This is a genomic window from Mesorhizobium sp. M0618 (assembly GCF_040320765.1).
In the GTDB taxonomy this organism is placed as follows: Bacteria; Pseudomonadota; Alphaproteobacteria; order Rhizobiales; family Rhizobiaceae; genus Mesorhizobium.
In genome coordinates this window covers 74,076-98,556 of sequence record NZ_JAMYQH010000009.1, presented here as the reverse complement: position 1 = coordinate 98,556, position 24,481 = coordinate 74,076, and the positions used below count along the sequence as shown (strand labels likewise).

Annotated in this window: 21 protein-coding genes; 10 read left to right on the top strand and 11 right to left on the bottom strand. The window is 62.1% G+C overall.

Annotated features, from left to right (window positions below):
- Positions 1-11 precede the first annotated feature (11 nt).
- From NKJ04_RS12245 to NKJ04_RS12230, 4 genes are all read right to left on the bottom strand, one after another.
- Positions 12-2,555: an ATP-binding cassette domain-containing protein gene (locus NKJ04_RS12245; RefSeq protein ID WP_352675160.1), complete on the bottom strand. Its 2,544-nt coding sequence runs from the start codon at positions 2,553-2,555 to the stop codon at positions 12-14.
- A 116-nt stretch (positions 2,556-2,671) separates the two neighbouring features.
- A complete protein-coding gene (locus tag NKJ04_RS12240; RefSeq protein ID WP_023809448.1) occupies positions 2,672-3,691 on the bottom strand; it encodes a sugar ABC transporter substrate-binding protein in 1,020 nt (339 codons plus the stop codon).
- 159 nt (positions 3,692-3,850) lie between these two features.
- Positions 3,851-4,789, bottom strand: coding sequence for a threonine ammonia-lyase (locus tag NKJ04_RS12235; RefSeq protein ID WP_352675157.1), 939 nt, complete (start codon positions 4,787-4,789; stop codon positions 3,851-3,853).
- Positions 4,779-5,846 carry a succinylglutamate desuccinylase/aspartoacylase family protein gene (locus NKJ04_RS12230; RefSeq protein WP_352675155.1) on the bottom strand — a complete coding sequence of 356 codons (1,068 nt, stop codon included), beginning with the start codon at positions 5,844-5,846 and terminating at the stop codon, positions 4,779-4,781. Before NKJ04_RS12230 ends, NKJ04_RS12235 begins: the two co-directional genes overlap by 11 nt.
- A gap of 130 nt (positions 5,847-5,976) precedes the next feature.
- On the opposite strand from NKJ04_RS12230, the gene NKJ04_RS12225 reads away from it, so the two are divergent.
- The 6 genes from NKJ04_RS12225 (at position 5,977) to NKJ04_RS12200 (ending at position 12,394) form a co-directional block, all read left to right on the top strand.
- Positions 5,977-6,762 (top strand): IclR family transcriptional regulator, encoded by a 786-nt coding sequence (locus tag NKJ04_RS12225; RefSeq protein WP_352675296.1) that lies wholly within the window; start codon positions 5,977-5,979, stop codon positions 6,760-6,762.
- Positions 6,763-6,891: 129 nt separating this feature from the next.
- On the top strand, positions 6,892-7,641 hold the full coding sequence (locus NKJ04_RS12220) for a GntR family transcriptional regulator (RefSeq protein ID WP_352675152.1): 750 nt from the start codon (positions 6,892-6,894) through the stop codon (positions 7,639-7,641).
- 131 nt (positions 7,642-7,772) lie between these two features.
- Positions 7,773-9,272, top strand: coding sequence for a putative N-acetylmannosamine-6-phosphate 2-epimerase (locus NKJ04_RS12215; RefSeq protein WP_502897910.1), 1,500 nt, complete (start codon positions 7,773-7,775; stop codon positions 9,270-9,272).
- A gap of 82 nt (positions 9,273-9,354) precedes the next feature.
- Positions 9,355-10,650 (top strand): ABC transporter substrate-binding protein, encoded by a 1,296-nt coding sequence (locus NKJ04_RS12210; protein ID WP_352675147.1) that lies wholly within the window; start codon positions 9,355-9,357, stop codon positions 10,648-10,650.
- Positions 10,651-10,706: 56 nt separating this feature from the next.
- Positions 10,707-11,570 (top strand): carbohydrate ABC transporter permease, encoded by an 864-nt coding sequence (locus tag NKJ04_RS12205; protein ID WP_352675144.1) that lies wholly within the window; start codon positions 10,707-10,709, stop codon positions 11,568-11,570.
- Positions 11,571-11,572: 2 nt separating this feature from the next.
- Positions 11,573-12,394, top strand: coding sequence for a carbohydrate ABC transporter permease (locus tag NKJ04_RS12200; RefSeq protein WP_352675141.1), 822 nt, complete (start codon positions 11,573-11,575; stop codon positions 12,392-12,394).
- Here NKJ04_RS12200 and NKJ04_RS12195 read toward each other — a convergent pair.
- The 7 genes from NKJ04_RS12195 to NKJ04_RS12165 form a co-directional block, all read right to left on the bottom strand.
- A complete protein-coding gene (locus tag NKJ04_RS12195; protein ID WP_352675139.1) occupies positions 12,384-13,511 on the bottom strand; it encodes an NAD(P)/FAD-dependent oxidoreductase in 1,128 nt (375 codons plus the stop codon). The two genes, NKJ04_RS12200 and NKJ04_RS12195, sit on opposite strands and share 11 nt — an antisense overlap.
- A 277-nt stretch (positions 13,512-13,788) precedes the next feature.
- Entirely contained in the window at positions 13,789-15,393 is a 1,605-nt protein-coding gene (locus tag NKJ04_RS12190; protein WP_352675136.1) for a GMC family oxidoreductase, read from the bottom strand.
- A 56-nt stretch (positions 15,394-15,449) separates the two neighbouring features.
- Positions 15,450-16,481 carry an extracellular solute-binding protein gene (locus NKJ04_RS12185; protein ID WP_352675133.1) on the bottom strand — a complete coding sequence of 344 codons (1,032 nt, stop codon included), beginning with the start codon at positions 16,479-16,481 and terminating at the stop codon, positions 15,450-15,452.
- 104 nt (positions 16,482-16,585) lie between these two features.
- Complete coding sequence (locus NKJ04_RS12180; RefSeq protein ID WP_128303911.1) at positions 16,586-17,374, bottom strand: ABC transporter permease; 789 nt, start codon at positions 17,372-17,374, stop codon at positions 16,586-16,588.
- Entirely contained in the window at positions 17,371-18,270 is a 900-nt protein-coding gene (locus NKJ04_RS12175) for an ABC transporter permease (protein WP_031212568.1), read from the bottom strand. The genes NKJ04_RS12180 and NKJ04_RS12175 overlap by 4 nt, the downstream gene beginning before the upstream one ends.
- The gene (locus tag NKJ04_RS12170; protein WP_023809433.1) at positions 18,267-19,361 is read right to left on the bottom strand and encodes an ABC transporter ATP-binding protein; all 1,095 of its coding nucleotides are present in this window, start codon (positions 19,359-19,361) and stop codon (positions 18,267-18,269) included. Before NKJ04_RS12170 ends, NKJ04_RS12175 begins: the two co-directional genes overlap by 4 nt.
- 93 nt (positions 19,362-19,454) lie before the next feature.
- The gene (locus tag NKJ04_RS12165) at positions 19,455-20,585 is read right to left on the bottom strand and encodes a branched-chain amino acid ABC transporter substrate-binding protein (RefSeq protein WP_352675129.1); all 1,131 of its coding nucleotides are present in this window, start codon (positions 20,583-20,585) and stop codon (positions 19,455-19,457) included.
- A gap of 193 nt (positions 20,586-20,778) precedes the next feature.
- Between NKJ04_RS12165 and NKJ04_RS12160 the strand changes: the two genes are divergently transcribed.
- Genes NKJ04_RS12160 through NKJ04_RS12145 form a run of 4 tightly spaced genes read left to right on the top strand, consistent with a single transcriptional unit; the run spans position 20,779 to position 24,349 of the window.
- Positions 20,779-21,696, top strand: a complete 918-nt coding sequence (locus NKJ04_RS12160) for a branched-chain amino acid ABC transporter permease (RefSeq protein WP_023809431.1) — start codon at positions 20,779-20,781, stop codon at positions 21,694-21,696.
- Between the two features lies 1 nt (position 21,697).
- Positions 21,698-22,873 (top strand): branched-chain amino acid ABC transporter permease, encoded by a 1,176-nt coding sequence (locus NKJ04_RS12155; RefSeq protein ID WP_352675127.1) that lies wholly within the window; start codon positions 21,698-21,700, stop codon positions 22,871-22,873.
- On the top strand, positions 22,870-23,655 hold the full coding sequence (locus NKJ04_RS12150) for an ABC transporter ATP-binding protein (protein ID WP_352551538.1): 786 nt from the start codon (positions 22,870-22,872) through the stop codon (positions 23,653-23,655). The genes NKJ04_RS12155 and NKJ04_RS12150 overlap by 4 nt, the downstream gene beginning before the upstream one ends.
- Positions 23,648-24,349: an ABC transporter ATP-binding protein gene (locus NKJ04_RS12145; protein ID WP_352551536.1), complete on the top strand. Its 702-nt coding sequence runs from the start codon at positions 23,648-23,650 to the stop codon at positions 24,347-24,349. The genes NKJ04_RS12150 and NKJ04_RS12145 overlap by 8 nt, the downstream gene beginning before the upstream one ends.
- The last annotated feature ends 132 nt before the right edge of the window (positions 24,350-24,481 follow it).

Here is a 24,481-nt window from a genome sequence, read left to right as displayed (position 1 = left end):
AGGGTTTCTCCTTACAGGCATGGTGCAAGGTTGGATGCTGGCCGGGGTGCGCAAGCTTGTGGTGTGATCGTGCGATCACCGAAGGCCAGCGTCATCACGTCTTCTTCCGTCGCCCCACGAGCCAGCGTGCCGACAGAGTGGCCTTCGCGCATGACGACGATGCGGTCGGCAACGCCGAGAACCTCGGGCAACTCGCTCGACACCATGAGGATCGCCGCGCCCTCGGCCTTCAATCTTGCGATTAGGTGATGGAGTTCGGATTTTGCGCCGACGTCGACGCCGCGTGTCGGCTCGTCGAGCAGGATGATCTTCGGCTTAGTGGCAAGCCATTTGCCGATGACGACCTTCTGCTGATTGCCGCCCGAAAGCTCGATGGTCATCTTGTCGGGCTGGGCCGGCCGCACGCCGAGTGAGCCGATGAGATCGCGGGCGAGTGCCAGGATGCGGCGAGGTCTCAGCAGGCCGAAGTGACTGTTATCGCGAATCCAGGCGAGGGACAGATTGTCCCTGATCGACATCGTGCCGACGAAGCCTTCCAGATGCCGGTCTTCGGGTATGTAGACGATGCCGGCGCGATTGGCGGCCTTGGTGTCGCCGCCGGTCTGCTGCCCGCCGAAAATTCTGAGCGTGCCGCCATGCATGGTCTCGAGGCCGGCAATCAGCCTGAGCACCTCGGAGCGGCCGCTTCCCATCAGGCCGGCGAGCGCGACGATTTCGCCCCTGCACACGCTGAGCGTGGCCGACTTCAAGAGCTTGCCATCGGAGATGTTGCTGATCTCGATCGCGGTTTCGCCGACTTGCGCTTCGAGATAGGGGAAGATGTCGCCGACATCGCGCCCGACCATCATGGAGACGATCTCGGCCTCGTTGGTCTGGCGGGTCTGGCGCTCGCCGATGAACCGTCCGTCACGCAGAACGACGACGCGGTCGCACTGGCTGAAGATCTCTTCCATCTTGTGCGAGATGTAGAGGATGCCGGCGCCGCGAGCTCTCAGCCTGTCGATCAGGTCGTAGAGCTGGTCGCGCTCGCGGTTGGAGAGCGCGCTGGTCGGCTCGTCCATGATGAAGAACCAGGCATCGGACAGAACGGCACGGGCAATTTCCACCATCTGCCGGTGCCCGACGGAAAGCGTTCGCAGCTCCGCGCCAATGTCGATATCGAGCGACAGCTCGTCCATGATGGATTTCGCATCGCGCCGCATCCGGGCCCGGTCGAGAAATCCCAGGCGGGTATGCGGTTCGCGGCCGATGAAGAGATTCTCCGCCACCGTCAGGTCCGGCGAAAGGCTGAAATGCTGATGGATGACGCTGATGCCCTTGGCGTCGCTGGGGGAGTGGAACTGGACGGCGTTGCCGTCGATGACGATCTCACCCTCGTCCGGACGATGCAGACCGGAAATGCACTTCACCAGCGTCGATTTTCCGGCCCCGTTCTCGCCGGCAAGTCCTACCACCTCGCCGGCCGAGACGGCAAAGCTGACACCGTCGAGTGCCTTGACGCCCGGAAAAGACTTGCCAAGCCCGCGCAAGGCGATGCTGTGTTTGCCGACCGGTGTTGCGGCGGTGTTGCGGGGCGACGGGGTGGACTTGCGGCCACTGGTTTTGAACAGGGCGGCGACACTCTCCGGCTGGCTGGTGAGAACGGCCACCAGAATGAGGCTCGCGGTCACGAAGTAGATCAGGATCTGTGGTACCTGCAGGAAGGACAGGCCGGTGTTGATGACGCCCAGCAGCAGCGCCCCGATCGCCGTTCCCCAGATGGAGCCCTGGCCGCCGGACAGTTTCGTGCCGCCGATGATGGCGGCTGTGATGGCTGTAAATTCAAGCCCGGTGCCGGCAAGCGGCTGTGCCGAACCAAGGCGGCCGATGGTGAGGATCGCGCCGAGCCCGGCCGTTGCGCCGGCAATCAGGTAGACGGAGATGCGCACGAGGTCGACGGGAACCAGTGAGGCCCGCGCTGCTCCCGCATTGCCGCCGACCGCATAGATCCAGCGCCCGTACACCGTGCGATTGAGCACGAACCACCAGAGGCCCAGGCAGATGGCGGCGATGATGACGGAGACCGGCAGGAGGCCGATCGTCTCGCGTCCCGCGAAAAGCATGACCGGATCGGCGACCGCGATGCTCGATGCGCCGGAGAGACTGAGCGCCAGGCCGCGCGCAAACGCCATGGTGGCGAGCGTTGCGATGAATGGGGAGATGCCGGCAAAGCCGATCAGCGCTCCATTGAGCAGACCGATTGCGGCACCGCCACCGATCGCGGCGAGAAGGCTCAAGCTCGCCGAGCCGGTTGCCGTGTAGGCAAGGCCCGCGGCGATGCCGGAACAGGCAAGATTGCTGCCGACGGAAATATCAATGCCGCGCGCTATGATCACGGCCGTCATGGCAAAAGAGATGAGGGCGATGACCGCACTCTGCTGCGCGATACTGACAAGATTGCCGGTCGACAGAAAACGCGGATCGATCCAGCCGAAGACGGCGATGGCGACCAGCAGCACCGCGATGAGAACCGGTTCGTTGCGCCGCAGTAACGGAGAGGTCCAGGACTGGAACATGGGTCGGTCCTCTTATCGAGCATCATGCGCGGTCACCACGGAAGCGGCGACGGCGATCGTCAGGAAAAGGGGACGCCGGATGATATGTCATCCGGCGCTTGAGCCGCTTTAGGCTGTTACTTTGCCAGGGTCATGGCGGTCGCCGGAACCTTGGGACCGAGTTGCTCGGTATAGTTCTTGGCTTCCACCGCCTCCTTGTCGGTGTTGATGTATTCGAAGGTGAGGCCATCCGCCTTGAGCTTTGCCGCCGTCGCATCCGAGGTCACGAAATAGGTCGGCATGTAGAGATCCTGCGGCAGCTTTTCGCCGTTGGCCAGGCGAGCGGCAACGGCGATGTTCCAGTAGCCGACACGATAGGCGCCGGTCAGCACGTCCATCACCATCTTGCCGTCGTCGATCAGCGGCTTCATCTCGGCGTCGCCGTCATAGCCGCCGTAGAGCAGCTGGGTTCCCATCGAGCTGGCAACGGAATCGGCGGCCAGGCAAAGGCTGTCGGAGATGCAGCCGATGGCCTTCAGATCCGGATAGGTGGTGAGCCAGGTCTGGGCGGCATTGGTTGCCTTGGCTGCGTCCCAGCCGGTCGGCTCGATGCCGACAACCTTGATATCCGGAAACTCCTTTTTCAGGGTTTCGACAAAGCCTTTTTCGCGCGTGTCGGACACGAAGTTACCACGCGAACCGACGAGCAGGGCGACTTCGCCCTTGCCGCCAAGCGACTTGCCGAGCGCGCGGGCAACCATCGACATGTTGTCGTAGTCCGGATAGAGCGTCGAGTAGTTCGAGCCGGCCTCGACCTTGTTGCCCATGGTGATCACCGGAATGCCGGCGGCGGTGGCTTTCTGGATGACCGGAATGACCGCGTTCTTGTCGATCGGATCGATCAGGATCGCGCTGACGCCCTGATTGATGAAATTCTCGATGATGCTGACCTGTTTTTCCAGACTGCCCTCGGCGCTCTGCCAGGTGGATTTCACCCCATAGTCGGCGGCAGCCACGTCGCCCGCTTCCTTCATGCGGACAAAGAAGGAATTCTGCAGGTCGATTGCCGCAAGCCCAAGAACCTTTTCCGCGGCAAGCGAGGGCGTCGCGGTGGCGAGTGCGAGCAGAGCAATGGATGCTTTCAAGGAAAGGCGCATGTTTCAGTTCTCCTCTTGTTGCGACAGGGCGATTCTTCGCCTCTTTTTCATGTCCCGCACGACGACCGTCCCAGCGACAGGCATTCCGGCGGTATTCCGCGGCACTCGTGCCGTATCCATGTCAGGGCCGCGCCCTGCGTGGACCGGCCTTGCTCGACCTCAGCCATTCAGGCCCTCGACACCGGCGCCGCAGACAAGTCCGGCGATGCGGGCGCCGCGCGGTGGCTTGAAAGCTCCGCTCGTCAACGCGGCCAGCGATGCCGCGCCGCTGAGGTCGGCGGCGATGCCGAATTCGAACCAGAGCAATTCAGCGGCCTTCTGCATGTCCGCATCCTCGACAAGGACGATATCGTCGACGTGCTTGGCGACGATCGCGTAGATGCTTTCATCCGTGCGGCCGCAGGCCATGGTCGCCACCTTCGTCGTTATCTCGGGCAAGCGAACGACACGGCCGGCAGCCAGGGAGGCATGAAGGGTCGGTGAACCGGTCGGCTCGACACCGATGATCCTGGCGTCGGGTTTGACGTGCTTCAGGACTTCGGACATGCCACTGATGAGGCCGCCACCGCCGATCGCGACGATATAGATGTCGGCATTGGGAATCTGGTCCGCCATCTCCAGCGCCACGGTTCCCTGGCCGGACACGATCTGCGCATCGGCGAAGGGATGCATGTAGAAGGCGCCGCGCGCTTTTGCCTCGGCCAACGCCGCCTCATGCGCTTCATCCCAGACATTGCCTGCGAAGCGAACGTCAGCGCCCCATTTGCGCAGCTTTTCCGCCTTCAGCGGGCTTGCATTGTTCGGCAGGTAAATGGTGGCGGGAACGCCGGCCCGGGCAGCCACACAGGCGGTGGCCAGGCCATGATTGCCGCCGGATGCGGCGACCAGTCCGTTTTCGATCCGGCTCGGCTCGAGCGTCTTCACCCGGTTCGTGGCGCCCCGGATCTTGAAGGAGCCGCTCACCTGGAGGCATTCCAGTTTCAGATAGACATCATTTTGAAGGTTTGCGCCCGTGGCATGGCCGAGCTTGACGACCGGGGTGCGCCGTACGAAGGGGGCAATGCGCCGGGCAGCCGCAATGATGTCCTCATGGCTCATCGGTCAGTGCCTCCGGATATTCGTTGGCAAGCACGAAGCAGCAATTCCCCGGACGCACGCGGCCGGGCTGACGCTTGGCGAAAACGATGCCGTCGACGGGGTGAAGGAGATCGATGGGCGCGCGTGACGGCGTGTGGAGGAAGTGAATGCGTCCGGCAAGGTCGCCTTTGCTGACGGCACTGCCGAGCGGGCTCAAGGGCTCGAAGACACCGTCCTCCTCGGAAAGCAGATAGCCTTCGCTTCCGGGCACCTTGAGCACGCGCGCGTTGGCGCCAGGGGCGATGTCAGGCGCGCCCTTCAGGACGCCTGCATGTTTCAGCACATTGCGGATGCCCCTGCGGCAGATGGCCAGCGCATCCGGACTGACAAGGCCGCCGCCGGCCATCTCACTGCCGATAACGATCAGCCCTTGGTGGTTGGCGGACGCGGTCGAAGTCCGGGTTTCACCGAGATTGTCGACCATGACAACGGTCGGCGCCCCGAAGGCGAGCGTCGCCCTGATGTTCTTGCGATGCCCTTGCGCGGTCGGGGATGGCTCGATGATCGCGCTCGGCAAGATCATCAGGGACGAACCGCCGGAATGAAGATCCAGGAAGTAGTCGGCCATCGGAAACAGGATGTCATGCACGTAAGCCGCGATCTGGCTTGTCAGCGTGCCGTTGAAATCGCCCGGAAAACTGCGGTTGAAATTCAACCCGTCGACCGGGGAGGTGCGGGTGCCGGCCTCGACAGCCCGAATGTTGATGGCCGGAATCGCAATGATGCGACCGGCAATATCCCGTGGATCGATCTCGCGCAGAAGCTCGCCGAGCGCGATCGGCCCCTCATATTCATCGCCGTGGTTGCCGCCCTCGATCAGGACCGTCGGACCGTCTCCGTTCTTGATGACGGCGAGCGGAACGCGGACCGTGCCCCAGGCATCGTCGTGCGGCGATTGGGGCACATGGAAGAAGCCGACCTGCTTGCCCTCGCGATCGAAATCGACCGACGTGTAAACACTGTTGTTCCGGGGAGCGATGGTTGCGCGCACAGTGTTTGCAGGTCTCGGTACGATCATCGGGTCGGCCTCGAATTCATTGTCCCGGCCATCATGTCAGTTTTATATATGGTGTCAAGTTTGGATATAAAACCAATGGCAATTCCGATTCCTTATCTCTATCGTGCGCGGACCACCGGGGATTCTTCGAATGTCAGATGACGCAAAAGAGAGTGGCAAACCGACCTATTCGGCCCCGGCGCTGAGCAAGGGCCTGGATGTTCTGGAACTGCTGGCGGAAGCGCGGGCACCCTTGACGATGAAGGAGATCGCGGAAGGCCTAGGCCGTTCGAAAAATGAGATATTCCGAATGCTGATCGCGCTGCAGGAACGTCAATACATCGAGCGCAACGCCGAGACCGACGCCTATTCGTTGACCGACAAGCTTTTCAAGCTGGGGCTGCACACGCCGAGCGCTCAGGATCTCATGTCCGCCGCCATGCCCGAACTGACGCGGATTGCCGGAGACTCAAATCAGTCGCCGCACCTGGTCGTCTTCAATCATGGCTTGACCGTCGTAACCGCGGCCGTTCCCGGCGGCGAGGACATGGCGTTCACGCTACGCCTTGGATACGGCCGCCTAGCCACCGACGCGACCTCCGGCCATGTGATACTTGCCTTCCAGCCGCCAAAGGTCGCGGCGCGGATGATCGATGAAAGTGAGGCGCACTCCCCGGCGCCGCTGGATCGTGACGCGCTGGAAAAGCAGCTTCGGATCATCCGCGCGGACGGCTGCTGGATGCGCGAAAGCCGTGACTTCGTCGGCATCACCGATATCTGCTGTCCGGTCATCGGACCGGACGGCAGCGCCGTCGCCTCCATTATCGTCGCCTATATCAATCGCCATACGCGTGAAAGCCGCCATGCCTATACTCTAGAGGTCCTGCGCGCGGCCTGCGATCGCATCTCCATGAAGTTGTCACCGCGGGTTCGCTGAGGGATCGTGGTGTGCCGGGGGCGCGGACGAAGCACCGTCCGCTGGCCGTTTGCACCGGATTGATAATACCAGTATAGGTCCAGTCAGGAATGTTCCGATCCAGGGTGCTTCTCGCGCGGAGGAAAGGCAATGACAACCGTGAACCTGATCGGGCTTGTCAGTCGGGAAATGGAAGCGACAGCGTCTGATGTGCCGCTTTACAGGCGGTTGAAATCGGCGATCGAGGCAGCGATCCGCTCCAATGCATTGAAGGCCGGCGCGGTTCTGCCAGGCGAGCGGGTTCTGGCGGAAGCTCTGTCGATCTCACGTGTCACCGTGAGAAAGGCCTTGGCGTTGCTCGAAGAGGAAGGGCAACTCAATCGCCGGCATGGTTCCAAAACCGAGATCGGGTCGCGGGTCGAGAAATCGCTTTCGACGCTGACGAGCTTTTCGGAGGACATTCTGGCGCGCGGCCTGAAGCCTGGATGTCTATGGCTTTCCAAGCAGATAAGCCGCCCATCCCCAGCCGAAATGATGGCCTTGGGTATTGCAGGCAATACCAATGTAGTTCGGATGCGTCGTGTGAGGACGGCCGATGGCGCGCCGATCGCCGTCGAGGTCTCGGCCGTGCCGGTTCGCTTCCTTCCTTCGCCCGAGATGGTTCAGGATTCCCTTTATGAAGCGCTTGATGCACGCGGCTTCCTGCCTCAGAGGGCAATCCAGCGCATGCGCTCGCGCGGCGCGTCGCTGGAGGATGCAAAACATCTTCATTGCGAGGCGGGCGCACCGCTGCTGATGACCGAGCGCCGCTGCTTTCTCGCCGACGGACAAATCGTCGAATACTGCGAGACACGATACAAGGGTGACGTCTACGATTTCGTCTTCGAGCTGCAAAGATAATACCAGTTATGAACTGGTTGTAATCTGGTATTTTCCATCTATCGTGATGGCGACAGGGGAGTGCCGACGTGCAGCGGGAAGACATCGCCAACAGTCTCATCGTGTCCTGCCAGCCGGTTCCCGGCGGCCCGATGGATAGTGCGCAATTCGTGACAGGCTTTGCCAAGGCCGCTGTTGAAGCCGGAGCCAAGGCCCTGCGCATCGAATCCGTGCCCTATGTCGCGGCCGCCCGCCTGGCCGTCCGCGTGCCGATCATCGGTATCGTCAAGCGCGATCTCATCGACAGCCCCGTGCGCATCACACCCTATCTGGCCGATGTCGAAGCCCTGGCCGAGGCGGAAGCCGATATCATCGCTTTCGATGCGACGGACCGTGTCCGTCCCGTTCCTGTCGAAGCGCTTGTGAAAGCCGTCAAGGCCAGGAACAAGCTGACCATGGCCGATTGCTCTTGCCTTGACGATGCGCGCCGGGCCCTTGCCGCGGGTGTCGATTTCGTCGGCACGACGCTTTCCGGCTATGTCGGCGGGCCGGAGCCGGAGGATCCGGACATCGCCCTCGTCGCTCAAATGCGAACCCTGAGCCCCTACGTCATCGCCGAAGGGCGTATCCGGTCGCCTGAGCAGGCGGCCGCCGCCGCGCGCGCCGGCGCCTGTGCCGTGGTTGTCGGCTCGGCGATCACCCGTACCGAGCACGTCACCTCATGGTTCCACCAGGCGCTTTCCGACGCCTATGCGGCGAGGGGCGCGCAAACCGTGCTTGGCCCAAGTGTCCTGGGCCCAACCGTTCTGGGCCCATCCGTCTTGGGCATCGACATCGGGGGAACCAAGACCATGGCCGCGCTGGTCAGCGGCGGCAAGGTGATCGAGGACATGATCGTGCCGACCGCGCGAGAGGCTGGACCCGACGCCTGGCTGGCATCCCTTGCGCAAAGTACGTCGGCCTGGTCCGGTCGCTTCAGTCGTATCGGCATTGCGGTGACCGGACTGATGCAGGATGGGCGCTGGTCGGCATTGAATCCGGCGACGCTTGGCATTCCCGATGACTACCCGCTGGTCGAAAGGGCATCCGCGGTTTTCGGCAAGCCGGTCTGTGCGTTCAACGATGCCCAGGCAGCTGCCTGGGGCGAATACAAATTCGGCGCCGGGCAAGGTCGCGACATCGTCTTTCTGACCATCTCGACCGGAATTGGCGGCGGCATTGTTTGCAACGGCCGATTGCTGTCCGGTCTAGCGGGTCACTTCGGTCTGATCCGTGGTCTGTCTGAAGACCGGGCTCCGCTCGAAGACAGCACCTCCGGCCGCTGGATCGCTTCGCAAGCCCTCAAGGCCGGCTTCAAGGCCGATGCCGTCGATGTGTTCAGGCGTGCGCTGAAGGGCGAGGCCTGGGCCTGCGCCATCGTCTCGCAGAGCGCCTCGGGGGTCGCGACGCTGTGCCGGGACATTCAGATGATGTTCGATCCCAAATTGATCGTCATCGGCGGCAGCATCGGTCTTGCAGAAGGCTATCTCGACCGGGTGCGCGCACATCTGAGCGAGGTCCCGCCGCGCCTTTCCCCCGATCTCGTAGCGGCGAAGCTCGCAGGCCACGCCGGCGTCATCGGTGTTGCCGATCTTGCCGAATGGGCAAGGTAACGGCGCGCCCAGTCATGTCATGCAAAAATCATCAAAAAAGAAGGGAACGATCATGAAATTGAGCAGGACGTCTTTTGCGCTTATGGCCACCCTCCTTGCGGGGACGGCTTTGCCGACCTCTGCCAACGCAACCGTGACCGTGCTCGGCTGGCCTGGCGGCTCCGAGGAAACCGCACTGCGGGCAACCGTGGAAACCTACAACAAGCAGGCCAGTGATGCCGACAAGGTGGAGTTGCTGTTCTTCAACCGCGAAGGCTTTTACGACAAGCTGCAGGCCGACATGGCGGCCGGATCCAGTGCCTTCGACGTGAACCTCGTCGCCACCTACTCGCTCGGTCGCTACGCGCCCTATATGGAGCCGATCGATCTTGGCGCGGACGCGGCCAAGGTTTTCGGCGAATCCGTTCTCAAGACGATGCAGTTCGACGGCAAGCAATACGGCGTGCCGACAGACCTTTCGTTGCACTTCATGTACTACCGCAAGGATCTCATCGACGCCTTGATCAGGGATGACGCCGCCAGGAAGACCTATGGTGAAATTGCCCAGAAATATCTCGGCAAGCCGCTGCAGCCGAAAGACCCGGACAGCTGGACCTGGGACGACTGGGCGGCCACCGCCCTCTATTTCACCAAGCAGGTGAACCCCGACAGCCCGGTGCGTTATGGCACGGTCCTGCAGATGAAGAACCTGCTGTTCAACATGATGGTCTTCCAGTCCCTGCCGCGCTCCTACGGCGGCGACTGGATGGACAAGGACGGCAATGTCACGGTGGATTCCGATGCCTACAAGACCGGCCTTGAGCTCTACAAGAAACTCTATGATGCCGGGTCTTCGCCCAAGGATTCGCTGAGCTACGAATATGCGGAAACCAACGCCGCCTTCGCATCCGGCCAGGCCGCAACGGCGCTGCAGTGGAATGCCGCGGCGGCGGATCTGACCAGCACCGAAAAATCCCCGGCCGTCGCCGAGGTGACCGGGATCGTCGCGCCGCCGACAGGTCCCGACGGACGCGCCGATCATATTCACGGCCTTGGTTTGGGCCTCAACAAGAACGCCACGAACAAGGAAGGCGCCGTCAAGTTCCTGAAGTGGCTCGCCACCGAGGAGGCGGCCTTGCTCTATGCGCGCAGCGGCGGTTCGCCGGCATTGTCTCCCGATGTCGTCGGCAAGATTGCGAAGGAACGTCCCGACCTCGTCAAGCTCGGCGAATTCGCCAGCAAGTACGGCTATGTCATGACCGGGGCGACGTCCGCGAATGCGCTTCCGGTCTATGAGCTGCAGGCAAAGGAGTTCACCGGCTACTGGTCCGGCCAGCAGAGCCTCGAGGATGCGCTCGCCCACACCAAGGCGGGCATGCAGGACCTTCTGAAGAAATAAATTATTGGCCGGACGCCGGGCCGAGGCCCGGTATCCGGCGCGTTTGGCGGATCGACATGGCCCTTGTGACACGTGCCGAAGGCAGGAAGTATCTGACGCCGCTGGTCGGCTTCCTGCTTCTGTTTCTCGGCTTTCCGGCGATCGTCAATCTGATCTATTCCGTTTCGACCGTCACATTCGAGACGTTGCGCAGTCCGGTGTTGAGCGGTTTCGGTAACTATGTCGCGGTGTTGAACGACCGCGAATTCTGGAGCTCGGCCTGGTTCTCTCTGCGCTTCGGTATTCTTACCGCATCGGCGGAATGTCTGATCGGCCTTTTCCTTGCCATCTTCCTGGCGCCGCTTCTGAGCAAGCGTCCAGTCCTGATGGCGCCGTTGATGCTGCCGCTGATGGTCGCGCCGGCCATGGTCGGTCTCATGTACCGGCTGGTGCTGCATGAATTCGCGGGCCCCGTCCCCTACTATCTCTTCGAATGGTTCGGCGACAGCCCGGCCTTCCTCGACATCGACAATGCCTTCCGCACCCTTGTCGTCGTGGAGACGCTGCAATGGACGCCTTTCGCCTTCCTGCTCTTCTACATGGCCTATTCGGCCATACCGCTCGACGTGCGCGAAGCCTCCTCGCTCGATGGCGCATCACCGTTTGAGATTGTCCGCTGGATCGACCTGCCGTTGATGAAGCCGACGCTCGTCATCGCGTTTTTCATCCGTTTCATCGACGGTTTCAGGGTGTTCGACAATGTCTACGCACTGACCGGCAGTGGCGCTGGCGGTTCAACGTCCTTGTCGATCTACATCTACCAGGCCTTCTTCAAGGAAGGGGCTATCGGCAAGGCGGTCGCCGCTTCGGTTGTGCTGTTCCTGGCTTCGTTCATCGTTCTCCACGGCCTTAACCGGCTTGCCGGCCGCAGGAAGCGTTGACGATGGTCAGGGCACTGCGCTGGGTCGTTTTTGCCATCGCCGTGCTGGCGATGAATTTCCCCATTATCGTGACGCTGATCACATCGCTCAAAAGCCAGCGCGAGCTTTCGACGAACCCCGGTTTGTGGATCAGCCAGCCGACGCTCGACAACTATCTGGAGGTCCTGACGCAGACCAGCCGCTTCAACATCTATGCCTACCTGCTGAACAGCACCGTGGCGGCGCTGATTGGAACCGGCCTTGCGATCGCGCTCGCGTTCCCGGCTGCCTATGCGATCGCGCGTAGCGAGGCGGGAAAGCGCTTGGTCCTGCCGATCATCATCAACCTTCGCGCCGTACCGCTGATCATCTTCGCGATCCCGCTCTACATGATGTACCAGTGGCTGGGCCTGCTCGATACGCAGATCGGGCTCGGGCTCATCCTGACCATCGTCAACGCGCCGCTTGCGCTCGTCATCCTGGTGAACGCGATTTCAGATGTACCGGTCGAACTCGACGAGGCGGCGAAAGTCGATGGCGCAAGTTCCTTGCAGGTGATGATGATGATCGTCCGGCCCGTCATCCGACCGGCGCTCGTCACAACCTTCATTTTCGGCTTCATCACTGCCTGGAACGAGTTCCTCTTCGGCCTCATGCTGACAACCAGCCGTGCCGTCCCGATGACGGTCGGCGCATCGTTTTTTTTCGCCGCAAGCGGCGGCGGCGTAAAATGGGGAACCGCTTCCGCGGTCATGATGCTGGGCGCCTTGCCGCCGGCCTTGCTGGGTCTTGTGATGTATCGGCAGATATCAGGATCCATGACCGCTGGAGCGGTCAAAGGCTAAGGCAAGACGAGTTCGTCTTTCTGACTAGTTGGACAACCCTATCCGACAGGGCGAGCGCACTTGTCAGGCCAGGTGACTCGATTCCGAAAAGACTGATCAGCCGTCCGGACGAATCTGCCAGAATGTCGAAATCGCCGAACTGCAACCCGTTCGTTTTAGGCCGCAGCCCGCAATAGCTCGGCTCCAGTTCCCCGTCCCTCAGCCCCGGCCAATAGCGTCGGATGGCCGCGTAAAATGGCGTGGCCCGAGTTGGGTCGACCGCGTAGCCGACCTCATCGACGGGCTCGACGTCCGGCCCGAAACGAACCGATCCGCCCATATCCAGCGTCAGGTGAACTCCGAGGCCGCCTGGTTCCGGAACCGGATAAACAAGATGGTTGAAGGACGGGCGGCGTCCAAGCGCAAAATAATTGCCTTTGACGTAGGTGACATCTGGGATTTTGCCGCCATGCCCGCCCGCGAGGCTTCGGGCAACGAGATGGGCTGACAATCCGGCCGCATTGATGACCAGATTTGCGGCGATCCTATAGCCTTCCATATCGCCGCCAAACTGGAGCTCGCAGCCCGTTTCGTCGACGCTCCCGCCGAGAACCGGCGCGCGAAACGCAAAGGTGGCACCGGCATTCTCGGCATCGCCCTGTAGCCCCAGCATCAGCGCGCGGCTGTCGACGATCCCCGTGCTTGGGGACAAAAGCGCGCCGGCAACGTCCAGTTCAGGCTCAAGGCGTTCCACATCCGAGCGGCTGAGCATCTCCAGGTCCGCAACACCATTGTCCGCAGCCTTGGTCCGGATCCCCTCCAGAATCGGCAATTCCGCGTCGCTGGCGGCGACGATCAGCTTGCCGATGCGTTTGTGCGGAATCCCGCGCGCTTCGCAATAGCGGTAAAGCGCGTTCTTTCCTTCGACGCATAGCTGCGCTTTCAGGCTGCCCTTCGGATAGTAGATGCCGGCATGGATGACCTCGCTGTTGCGGCTCGACGTGCCCAGCCCGGGGCTGTCCTCGGCCTCCACGACAAGAACTTCGCGTCCATCGAGCGCCAGCTGCCGCGCAATCGCCAGGCCGACGACGCCGGCGCCGATGACGATGCAATCGACTTTCTCGTCGGGGACCTCCATCGTCAGTCGCCAGACCCTAGGGAACAATGCAGGACGTGCAAGCAGGCCTCACCAGAATTGCGGACCCACCGAAGGCGCCGCCAGCATGAGATGTCACCACAAGCATGACATGTCACTCCACCGCCGAGCAAATAGAACGAGATGTCCAGACCGATGCCGTTCATCGGCTGCTGGGTTCAATTCAAACTTGCGTTGTGTGGCGCACGCAGCGCAATTTGTTTGCGTCCCGTTGCATTGATGCCGACCGCGATCTCGGCGGCCCTGCCAAGGTCGTGCTTCAGAACCCAGACGCGCGGCGAAAGTTCATCGTCTTTCTGCAAGGGCAACTCGGCATCTCCGCGCAGGAGGCGGATACGATGCTGGACGCATCCGCGACCCGCAAGCCACCGATGCCGCGCACCTTGAGCGTTGCCGGGTCGACGACGGCCATCGCGTCGGTCCCCATCTTGCACGTCCCCACCGGATGATAGACGGTGAGCGCTTCGGCACGCAAATAGGCGAGGATCTCGTCATCGCTGCGAACATCCTTGCCCGGCAGCATCTCCGTCCCCCTGATCGGGTCGAACTCGGATGCGGCAAAGATTTGACGCGCGATCTTGATGCCTTCGACCAGCACCCTGGCATCCTCGTCGTTCGAGAAGAAGCGATGATCGATCAGCACATCCCGCTTCGATGCCTGGCCTGACAGTTTGAGTTCGCCGACGCTTTTGGGCCTGAGCACGCAGGTGTGGATTGCGTAGCCATGGCCGTACTCCACCAGCTTGCCGCGATGGCTGCGATAGCCGGGCACGAAGTGGAACTGGATGTCGGGAATGCCGTTCGCATATTTCGTCCGGGCAAAGCCGCCGGCTTCGACATAGTTGGTGGTGAGCATGCCCTTGCGGCCGGCAAAGTACCGGAAAGGCGCAGCCAGCACGCGGGGCAAGTTGGGCAGCGACAGGCCGAGCGTCTTCGTGCTCGAGGAGCGGACCGTGATCATGCCGTCGATATGGTCCTGAAGGTTCTTGCCCACGCCCGGCAGATCGACAACCGGCTTTATGCCGATCGCCTGCAACTCGGCGGCTGCGCCGATGCCGGACGCCAGCAGGATCTTCGGTGAATTGATGGCCCCGGCCGAAAGCACGATTTCGCGGCGGGCCGACAGCGTGTTCTGCTCGCCCTTGTGCCGCACCCGTACCCCTGTCGCGCGCCCCTGGGCTATATCGAGGTCGATCACTTCGCATTCGCTGAGGATTGTGAGATTCTTGCGATTGAGCACCGGGCGCATGAAGGCGGTGAAACTGCTGAAGCGCTGGCCGCGATCCTGGGTGACATTGTAGATGCCGAGGCCGAACTGGCTTTCGGCATTGAAGTCGCTGTTGGCCGGAAGACCGGCATTGTTGCCGGCCTTGACGAACATCGACGACAGCACATTCGGATCGCGCGGCTTGTCGACCAGCAGTTCCCCGCCTGTACCGTGGTAGTGCGGGTCCTGGCCAAGCAGGTTGCGCTCGAGCTTCTTGAAGACGGGAAGCACGTCGCTGAATGCCCAGCCTGCGCAGCCGAGTCGCGACCACTCGTCATAGTCCTGCGCGGCGCCCCTGATGTAGACCATCGAGTTGATCGAACTGGAGCCGCCCAACGCCTTGCCGCGATTGACCGGAATCCTGCGGTCGTTGAGGTTGGGCTGAGGCACGCCGACATAGCAGTAGTCATAGTTCGGATTGCCGTAGAGCGAGAGGATGCCGGCAGGCACCTTGACCCGCAGGCCGCTGTCGCTGCCGCCGGCTTCGATCAGGCACACTTTGTGGGACGGGTTGGCGCTCAGGCGATTGGCAAGGACGCAACCGGCCGAGCCTGCGCCGATGACGATGTAGTCGTAGTCAAGATTTTCGGTCTGCATGGCCAGCCCCTTTGAGAATGGAGATGCCGGGGCGGCGCGCGCCCCGGCTGAGCGGCTCATTGCAGAAGCTGCGTCCAGACCTTGGTGACGAGTTCCTGCGCCGCCGGCGAGCAGGCCTGGCCCATCTTGACGGGAACGGTCGGGAACAGCTCCGGAGCGTTCTCCTTGTTGTAGAGCGCCTTGCTCTCGTCGATCTTCACCGGCGAAGAGTGGCCGTAATAATTGTACTGCGCCGTCGCGTTGTCGATCTGGGTCATGAAATCGATGAACTTCTTGGCGTTCTCGATATTGGCCGCGCCCTTCGGCACGACATAGGAATCCAGCCAGCCGACCAGACCTTCTTTCGGCATCGCGTATTCGACATTGGCCTTGTCGTTGCGGCGAAGCCTCATGGTGTTGCCGTCCCACCAGAAATGGGCGGCAACCTCGCCGCTGCCGATGCGGTTTTCGATGTTGTCGCTGGAATAGGCCGCCACGAATGGCTTCTGCGCCAGCAAGAGGTCGAGCACGCGCTTCATCTCCTGCGGGTCTTCGCTGCAATATTTGATGCCGAGATAGTTTTCCGCTGCCGGAATGACTTCGTCGGGCTGCGCCAGGCTGGCGATCTTGCCGCGCAGCTCCGCCGGTGGCTCGAAATAGGTCTTCCAGCTGTCGACCGGGCCTTTGTAGAGGTCGCGGTTGACGGTGTAGCCGGCATTGCCGAAGGCGAGCGGGATCGAATGATTGCCTGTCGCATCCCACCACGGTTTCTGCCAGTCCGGCAGGACTTGGCTGTAGGCCGGCATCGAGCTGGCGCCGAAATCCTCGAGCAGCCCACTATCGATCATGATCTTCACGAAGTGCTGCGAAGGCGTGACGATGTCGTAGCCCGACGAGCCGGCCTGCAGCTTGGTCAGCAGGTCCTCGTTGGATGAGAAGGCGTCGACCGTGACCTTTATGCCGGTTTCCTTCTCGAATTTCGTGACCATCTCGGGCGAGATGGAATCCGCCCATGCGTAGATGGCCAGGCTGCCCTCGGCGAGAGCGGGCACGCTAAAGGCGAGGCTCATGGCACCGGCCATGGCGAGCGCTGCAATTTTAGTCGTCATGTCATTCCCCTGTTTGTTGTTCTCCCAAGGGCGACGATAACAAACCGTCGGGTTCGATAAATTCGATTTGCCCGACGCCTTGATTAGGAAAAACTACGCCGCTGCTACTGCCGTCGCTGAAGCAGGAAGGCCACGGTCGCCAGCACCACCGAAACAATCATGATCAAGGTCGAGATTGCGTTGAGCTGCGGCGACACGCCCTGCTTGATCAGCGAGAAAATGTAGACCGGCAGCGTGGTGGCGCCGCCGGAATTCAACAGGTTGCTGGTGATGAAATCATCCATCGAGATGACGAAGGCGAGCATGGCGCCGGCGAACACACCGGGCAGGATGAGCGGCAGCGTGACGCGACGAAAGGCGACCCAGCCGGTGGCATAGAGATCGCGGGCCGCTTCCTCCAGATCGAGGTCCATCCCTTGTAGGCGGGCGCGTATCGGCAGGAAGGCGAACGGGATGCAGAAAGTGGTGTGGGCGATCATCAGCTTCACCATTCCGTTGGCGAGCCCGATCTCGGAGAAGAGGATCAGGACGGCGACAGCAACGACGATTTCGGGCAGGAGCAGCGGCAGGTTCACCACCGCTTCGGAGATCCGGCGGAACCGGACATCGCGGCCGCGCACCAGTACCAATGCCGCCATCAACGCGACAAGCGTCGAGGCGACTGTAGCGACCGCGGCAACGAGCAGGGAGGTCTTCACCGCCGTCATCAGGTTCGCGTTGGACAAAGCGGTGGCGTACCAGTGCAATGAGAAGCCGCCCCAATTGGAGACGATCCGGTTCGCATTGAAAGAGTAGAACACCACGACGGCGATGGGCAAATAGAGATAGGCGAAGAAGATCGCGCTGAAGAGACCGAAGCCCGGATAGCGCCTGACATCATCGTCCGCGTTCATGCCGCACGCTCCAGGCCTTCGGTGCGCATCGAGCGCAGACCCTGGAAAATCAGGAAGACCATGACCGCGGCCATCAGCACGATGGCGATGGCGGCGCCGAGCGGCCAGTTGCGGGCGCCACCGAACTGCAGCTGGATGAGATTGCCCATCATCATGGTCTTGCCGCCGCCGAGCAGGGTCGGCTCCAGGACCGCGCCGAGGCTTGGAACGAACACCAGGATCGCGCCGGCGATCATGCCGGGCCGGGTGAGGGGTAGGATAACGCGGCGCAATGTGGTGAGGCGGTTGCCATAGAGATCATGCGACGCCTCGATGAGCGCAGGGTCGAGCTTTTCGATCGAGGCGAAGATCGGCAGGATCATCAGCGGAATGTAGCTGTAGACGAGACCGAGCAGCATGGCGGTGTTGCCGAACAGCAGCGAGTCCATGTTGTCGACGAGGCCGAGACCGCGAAGGGTCTTTTCGACGACACCATCCTTGCCAAGGATGATGATCCAGGAATAGACGCGCACGATCATTGAAACCCAGAATGGCAGCGTGACGAGATAGATCAGCAGCACTTTGATCGCCGGCCGCTGCAGCGCGATGAAATAGGCGACCGGGAAGCTCAGAAGCAGGCAGATCGATGTTGTCACGGCCGACAGGACCAGCGTCCTGGCAACGACGATGAGATATTGCGGATTGAACTCCAGCTCGCCGGTCCAGCCTTCGTTGAACAGCAGCTGCTTGTAGGGCGCGGTGGTGAACACATATTCGAACCCGCCGTAAGGTCCGCGCGTCGAGAACGACACCACGATGATGATACCGATCGGGATGATCAGCGTCAGCAGCATGATGAGATGGGCCGGCAGCAGGCCGAGGACATTCCAGTCAGGAGTTTTTGTGGGTGCCTTCATGCGCCGAGGATCCGCACGGATTCGGCGGCAAAGCCAACTTTTACCGATTGCCCGATTTCGAACATCTGGCCGCGGCTGACGCTGTTGCGCTTGGAGATGCGCAGCTTGGTGCCGCCCGCTTCAATCAGATAGTATGTGTAGCCGCCGAGGTAGTTGGTGCTCATGATCGTGCCGTCGACAGCGATCGGGTTGTCCTGGGCGGGCAGGCTGATTTTTTCCGGACGTATCGAGATAAAGGCCTTCTGGCCGGCGACCGCTTTCTTGTGCGAAGCGGTCAAGGTCATGCCGAGCTGCGTCTTGACGGTCGCCTGCTCGCCGTCCACGGTGATCACGTCGGCGTCGAGGAAATTGGTCTCGCCGATGAAGTCGGCGACGAAGCGGTTCGACGGCTCCTCGTAGATTGCCGCGGGAGTGCCGAGCTGCTGGATCTCGCCATCGCCGAGAACGCAGATGCGATCCGACATGTCGAGCGCTTCTTCCTGGTCGTGGGTGACGAAGACGAAGGTGATGCCGGTCTTGCGCTGCAGGATGCGCAGTTCGTCACGCATGGCCTGGCGCAGCTTCAGGTCGAGTGCCGAGAGGGGCTCGTCTAGCAGCAGCACTTCCGGTTCTGGCGCCAAGGCACGGGCGAGCGCCACGCGCTGGCGCTGGCCGCCCGACAATTGCTGCGGCTTGCGCCCGGCAAAGGCCTCCATATGGACGAGACGAAGCATATCGGCGACGCGCGTATCGCGGCGGTCCTTTGACCAGCCGAGGTTTTCGAGCCCGAAGCCGATGTTCTGTTCGACGCTCATATGCGGAAACAGGGCGTAGCTCTGGAAGACGGTGTTGACCCGCCGCCTATGAGGGGGGAGTCCCTGTATGTCCGAGCCGTGCAGGAAAATCTGCCCCGCCGTCGGCTGCTCGAAACCGGCGATCATGCGCAGCAGGGTGGTCTTGCCGCAGCCGCTCGGGCCGAGCAGCGTGAAGAACTCGTTGTCGTAGATGTCGAAGGAAACAGGCTTCAGCGCCTGATAGGTGCCGAACACCTTGGAGACGCCCTTGATCTCGACGGCCTTTCGAGGTGCGCCGTGGCCGGCCTCGTCATTCATGGTCAGGCGCTCCGGTCAGGACTTTTTGCGAGCTCGGTGATGAAGGTGATCGACGCCGCGCCACGGAGAACGGGCGCGGCGTCGATCAGGTAGTTACATCTTCTCCCATTCGCCGCTGCGGACGACGAACATGTCGATGTCGATGGCCATGTTGGTCTGTCCGTTGGCATCGAACGAGACGTCTCCCAGAATGCCGTCGTGGTGGATGTCACGAATGGCCTTGCTCAGCGCTTCCTTGTCGTCGAGGCCTTTTTCCTTGATGACCTGAAGCAGGATCTGCGTCGCCTCGTAGGCATATTTCGCATAGGAGCCGGCAGGATCGGGATAAGCCTTGGTTTCATAGGCCTTGTTGAATTCCTCCAGCTTGGGGTTCGACTGGACGGCCGGAGTTCCGGCGATAGTGCCCTCGGCTGCAGCTCCCGCGATCTCGATGAATTTCGGGTCGTAGATGCCTGAAATTCCGTACATCGGCAGATTGCCCATGCCGAGGTCGGCCATCTGGCTGCGCACCAGCGCTGCTTCGGTGACGACGCCGCCGAAATAGACCGCGTCGGGCGACGCTGCCTTCGCGGTAGTCAGCATGGCGCGGAAATCGGTCGTGCCGACAGCCGCGGCATCCGAAGAAACGACCTCGCCGCCGGCCGCCTTGAAGAAATCGCCGAACCATTTGGTGTTGGCCGCACCGTAGTCGGTGGTGTCGGAGATGATGGCGATCTTCTTGATCTTGCCTTGCTTGGCGATGGCTTCGGCCAGCGGCTTGTTCTCGTTGACCAGCGTCGGCGTCACGCGGGTCACGTTCGGGAAGTTCTGTTCGGTGATCTTCGGGCTGACCGCGCCCCAGACGATGAACGGCATCTGCGAGCGGTTGAAGACCGGGATCGTCGCCAGCGCGACCGAGCTGTTCCAATGCCCCGTTGCCGCGACCACTGCGGGATCGTTGACCAGCTTCTGCGCCGCCGAAACGCCGACGGCCGGATCGGAGGCGTCATCGAGCACGACGCCTTCCACCTGGTGCGGGTAGCCGCTGGCATTGGCCTGCTCGATGGCGAGCAGGAAGCCGTTGCGGGCGCCGAGGCCCTGCTGGGCGTTGCCGCCGGAGAGCGGCCCGATGAAGCCGAGCTTGATCTGGTCGGCCTGCGCCTGGGCGGCGCCCAGGGCGATGGCAAACAGAGAGCCGGCCAGAATTGACGATACGCGGATAAGCGCACTGCGCCTGTTTTGCATGGTTCCACCTCAAACAGAATTATCTGCCGCCGTCGTAGCGACCCGGCCGATCGTGATCGTCGGCTGATCATCAGTGTACGGGCGCGTATTCAGTGACGAAATTCGGAAATTGTGACTCGTGAGTTCGGAGATTCGTTCTGTCCGCCCGGGATGGCGGTTGATACCTGTCGGCTTCAATCGAGAGACGGACCGCATGGCGGAACTGCTTGTCCAGCAACTGGTGAACTGGATAACCCTTGGCTGCATCTATGCCTTGCTGGCGATCGGATTCAGCCTGATCTTCGGTGTCTTGAACGTCATTCATTTCTCGCATGGCGATGTCGCGATGACGGCGCCGTTCATCACGCTGGCGCTTGCCCAGGCGCTGGCGACCGCTCTTGGCGCCTCGGGGCCCGCCTGGCTGGTGCTTGCGGTTCCGGTCGCCGTGCTCGCCGTCGGTTTAATCGGCGTCCTGCTCGACAAGGTGGTCATCAGGCGCTTCCGCGATGCGCCCGCCATGATGGCGCTGGTGGCGACGGTGGCGCTCGGCATCGTCATCCGCGAGCTGATCCGCCATCTCTATCCGCAGGGATCGAACCCGCATGCCTTCCCGCGCCTGGTGTCGGGCATGGCTTTCGAAATCTCCGGCGTTGCCATCAGTTGGTTCGCGCTGCTGGTGGTGGTGCTGACCGTCGCGCTGGTTGCCATGCTGTTTGTCTTCCTGCGCATGACCCCGCTCGGACTGCGCATCCGGGCGGCCTCGGAGGACCGGGTCGTAGCGCGCATGATGGGCATCCGCGATGCACGCGTCTTCCGTGCGACATTCTTCATTGCCTCGGCTATCGGCGCCATCGCCGGACTTCTGTTCGCAAGCTATGCCGGCGTGACACGGTTCGACTTCGGCGTCATGGCCGGCCTGCTCGGCTTTTCAGCCGCGGTGATCGGCGGCCTCGGCTCGATGCCGGGCGCCATATTGGGCGGACTGATCATTGCTGGCATCGAAGTGCTGGCGCAGACATTCGTGCCGGACGGCGCTTCCTACCGGCTGGTCTTCGTCTTCCTGCTGGTCATCGCCGTGCTCATCTTCCGCCCCGCCGGCCTGCTTGGGCGCACCGTCATGGAGAAAGTCTAGCATGCAGGGTCGTGCTTCACCCGACGTGCCGGGCATAGCCGCGGCCACGGTCTTCGCCATCGCCTCGCAAATCATCGGGGCAGCGTTCCTGTACCTCATCCTCAGAGTCGACGGCGGCTGGCAGGTAGTCGGCCTGCTGGCCTTGCTCGGCCTCGGTTTCTATCTGCTGGAGAGGCTGCCGTGGATCGCCGACTATGCGTTGGCGAGCTTTGCCCAGGTTCCGCTCGTGGCGATGATCACTGCGGCCGTCATCGTCCTGGCCTTTCCGTTCTTCGTCGGTTCGAACACCTATATCCTTCATCTGCTGATCGTCGCCGAGCTCTATGCCGTGCTGGCGCTGGCGCTCAATTTCCAGCTCGGCAGCGCCAACATCCCGAACTTCGCCACCGGCGCTTCCTACGGCATCGGCGCCTACGTGTCGGCGCTGCTGGCGATCAATTTCGGCGTCAGCTTCTGGCTGACGCTGCCGGTCGCGGCGCTGGCCGCGACCTTGTTCGGTTTCATCATCGGCATCCCGTCGATGCGCACGCGCGACACTTATCTGGCGCTTGTCACCATCGCCTTCGGTGTCGTGGTCCAGCAATTGCTAAACAATTTCAGTTGGACCGGCGGACCGAACGGACTGGTCGGCATTCCGGCGCCCAGCCTGTTCGGCCATTCCTTTGCCGATCCGCTGGTGATCTTCGGCTGGAAGCTGCCGAGCCAGGCGAACTTCTATTATCTGTCGGCTGCATTGGTCGTCGTCGCCATCGTCACCGCGCACCGGCTGCACGGCTCGCGCATCGGGTTGGCCTGGAACGCGCTGCGCGCCGACGAGATCGCCGCCCAGGCGCAAGGCATCAACGTGGCGTGGTTCAAGGTGCTGGCCTTCGCGGTCGATGCCTTTCTCGCCGCTTTTGCCGGCACGATCTACGCCTTCTACGTGTCCTACATTTCTCCCGACAATTTCACCTTCCTGGTCTCCGTCACCATCATGACCATGGTCATCGTCGGCGGCATGGACAATATTTTCGGTGTCATCGTCGGTGCGTTCCTGCTGACCATCCTGCCGGAGAAATTGCGCGCGTTCGCCGACTACCGCCTGCTGTTCTTCGGCGTCGTCATCATCGGCTTCCTGATGATCCGGCCGCAAGGTCTGTTCCCGCAACGCATGCGGCGCTACGGAGGCGAGCCGTGAGCGCGCTTCTCAAGGTCGAGAATTTGACGATGCGCTTCGGCGGCCTGGTCGCGCTCAACGATGTCAGCCTGTCGATCGACAAGGGCGCGGTGCTCGCCGTCATCGGCCCGAACGGCGCCGGCAAGTCGACGCTGTTCAATGTCGTGACCGGCGTCTACCGGCCAACCTCCGGTCGCGTGACCTTCGACGGCGCCGAGATCACCGGCCGCCCGTCCTACGAAGTTGTCGACCGCGGCATCGCCCGCACATTCCAGTCGTCGCGTCTGTTCTCCGACCTCAGCGTCCTCGACAACGTAATCATCGGCATGCACACCCGCACCAGGACCGGCGTGCTGACCGCGCTGTTTCGGCCCGGCGCGTCGCGCCGTGAGATGGCGGCCTGCGTGGAAAAGGCCGAAACCCTGCTCAAGCTCGGCTCCGGCGACCTGTTCGAACAACGCTACCGGCCAGCGGGCACGCTGGCCCAAGCCGACAGGCGGCGGCTGGAAATTGCCCGCGCGCTCGCATCACAGCCCAAGCTCTTGCTGCTCGACGAACCTTCGGTCGGCATGGACGACATGGAAACCGACGCACTGGTGGCCGACATCACGCGGCTGCGCGTACAAAACCCTGCTCTGTCGGTGATCCTGATCGAGCACGACATGCGGGTGGTCGAAGCGTTCCCGCAGCATGTCACCTGCATCGACTATGGCAGCAAGATCGCCGAGGGCGACTTCGCGGCGGTGCGCGCTGACCCGCGCGTCCAGGAAGCCTATCTCGGGAAGGCGGTCGCCCATGCTTGAGCTCAGGGATGTCGATACTTCCTATGGCGCGGTGCCGATGCTGCGCGGCGTGGCGATGAGCGTGCGTCCCGGCGAACTGGTCTGCCTGCTGGGGCCGAACGGCGCCGGCAAGACGACAACCTTCATGACCGTCTGCGGCGTCGTGCGGGCGCAGCGCGGCAAGGTCGAGGTGATGGGCAGGGACATGGCGACGCTCGGCACGGAAAACCTCGCGTCGCTCGGCGTCGGCCTCGTTCCTGAAGGGCGCCGGCTGTTCCCCGGCCTGACCGTGATGGAGAATTTGCGGCTGGGCTATGACGCAGTGTCGGGCAAAGGGCCTAACTTCGCGGTGCAGCTGGACAAGATGTGCAAGCTGTTCCCGCGGATTCAGGAGCGGCTGCGCCAGGTGGCCGGGACTCTGTCGGGCGGCGAACAGGCGATGGTGGCGCTGGCGCGCGCGCTGATCGGCGAACCAAAGCTGGTGATCATGGACGAACCGTCGCTCGGTCTCTCGCCGAAACTCATCGGCGAGTATTTCGAGATCACCAGGGAAATCCATCGCCAAGGCACGACCATCCTGTTGATCGAACAGAATGCCGAAATGGGGCTGGGCATCGCCGATCGCGGCTATGTCCTGGTCAAGGGCAAGGTCGCCCAGGAAGGACCGGCAAAGGAGCTGCTCTCGTCCAAGGCGGCCAGAAGCCTTTATCTCTGAGCCGTCCGTTTCTTCTGTCTCGACAGTGATGATCCACGCCCCGCGCTCCACATCTTCGGCCATGCTTTCCGGCATTTAGGGACAAGCTAACCACTGCCACATGAAATCATAATTTTCGCTGCCCGGTGCCTC

Coding starts and splice junctions, on each gene's coding strand:
- NKJ04_RS12215 (WP_502897910.1), top strand. CDS start 7,773: ATGGATAGTGCGCAATTCGTGACAGGCTTTGCCAAGGCCGCTGTTGAA.
- NKJ04_RS12145 (WP_352551536.1), top strand. CDS start 23,648: ATGCTTGAGCTCAGGGATGTCGATACTTCCTATGGCGCGGTGCCGATG.
- NKJ04_RS12240 (WP_023809448.1), bottom strand. CDS start 3,691: ATGCGCCTTTCCTTGAAAGCATCCATTGCTCTGCTCGCACTCGCCACC.
- NKJ04_RS12195 (WP_352675139.1), bottom strand. CDS start 13,511: ATGGAGGTCCCCGACGAGAAAGTCGATTGCATCGTCATCGGCGCCGGC.
- NKJ04_RS12185 (WP_352675133.1), bottom strand. CDS start 16,481: ATGACGACTAAAATTGCAGCGCTCGCCATGGCCGGTGCCATGAGCCTC.
- NKJ04_RS12200 (WP_352675141.1), top strand. CDS start 11,573: ATGGTCAGGGCACTGCGCTGGGTCGTTTTTGCCATCGCCGTGCTGGCG.
- NKJ04_RS12230 (WP_352675155.1), bottom strand. CDS start 5,846: ATGATCGTACCGAGACCTGCAAACACTGTGCGCGCAACCATCGCTCCC.
- NKJ04_RS12165 (WP_352675129.1), bottom strand. CDS start 20,585: ATGCAAAACAGGCGCAGTGCGCTTATCCGCGTATCGTCAATTCTGGCC.
- NKJ04_RS12210 (WP_352675147.1), top strand. CDS start 9,355: ATGGCCACCCTCCTTGCGGGGACGGCTTTGCCGACCTCTGCCAACGCA.
- NKJ04_RS12160 (WP_023809431.1), top strand. CDS start 20,779: ATGGCGGAACTGCTTGTCCAGCAACTGGTGAACTGGATAACCCTTGGC.
- NKJ04_RS12180 (WP_128303911.1), bottom strand. CDS start 17,374: ATGAACGCGGACGATGATGTCAGGCGCTATCCGGGCTTCGGTCTCTTC.
- NKJ04_RS12235 (WP_352675157.1), bottom strand. CDS start 4,789: ATGAGCCATGAGGACATCATTGCGGCTGCCCGGCGCATTGCCCCCTTC.
- NKJ04_RS12225 (WP_352675296.1), top strand. CDS start 5,977: ATGTCAGATGACGCAAAAGAGAGTGGCAAACCGACCTATTCGGCCCCG.
- NKJ04_RS12205 (WP_352675144.1), top strand. CDS start 10,707: ATGGCCCTTGTGACACGTGCCGAAGGCAGGAAGTATCTGACGCCGCTG.
- NKJ04_RS12220 (WP_352675152.1), top strand. CDS start 6,892: ATGACAACCGTGAACCTGATCGGGCTTGTCAGTCGGGAAATGGAAGCG.
- NKJ04_RS12170 (WP_023809433.1), bottom strand. CDS start 19,361: ATGAATGACGAGGCCGGCCACGGCGCACCTCGAAAGGCCGTCGAGATC.
- NKJ04_RS12155 (WP_352675127.1), top strand. CDS start 21,698: ATGCAGGGTCGTGCTTCACCCGACGTGCCGGGCATAGCCGCGGCCACG.
- NKJ04_RS12175 (WP_031212568.1), bottom strand. CDS start 18,270: ATGAAGGCACCCACAAAAACTCCTGACTGGAATGTCCTCGGCCTGCTG.
- NKJ04_RS12190 (WP_352675136.1), bottom strand. CDS start 15,393: ATGCAGACCGAAAATCTTGACTACGACTACATCGTCATCGGCGCAGGC.
- NKJ04_RS12245 (WP_352675160.1), bottom strand. CDS start 2,555: ATGTTCCAGTCCTGGACCTCTCCGTTACTGCGGCGCAACGAACCGGTT.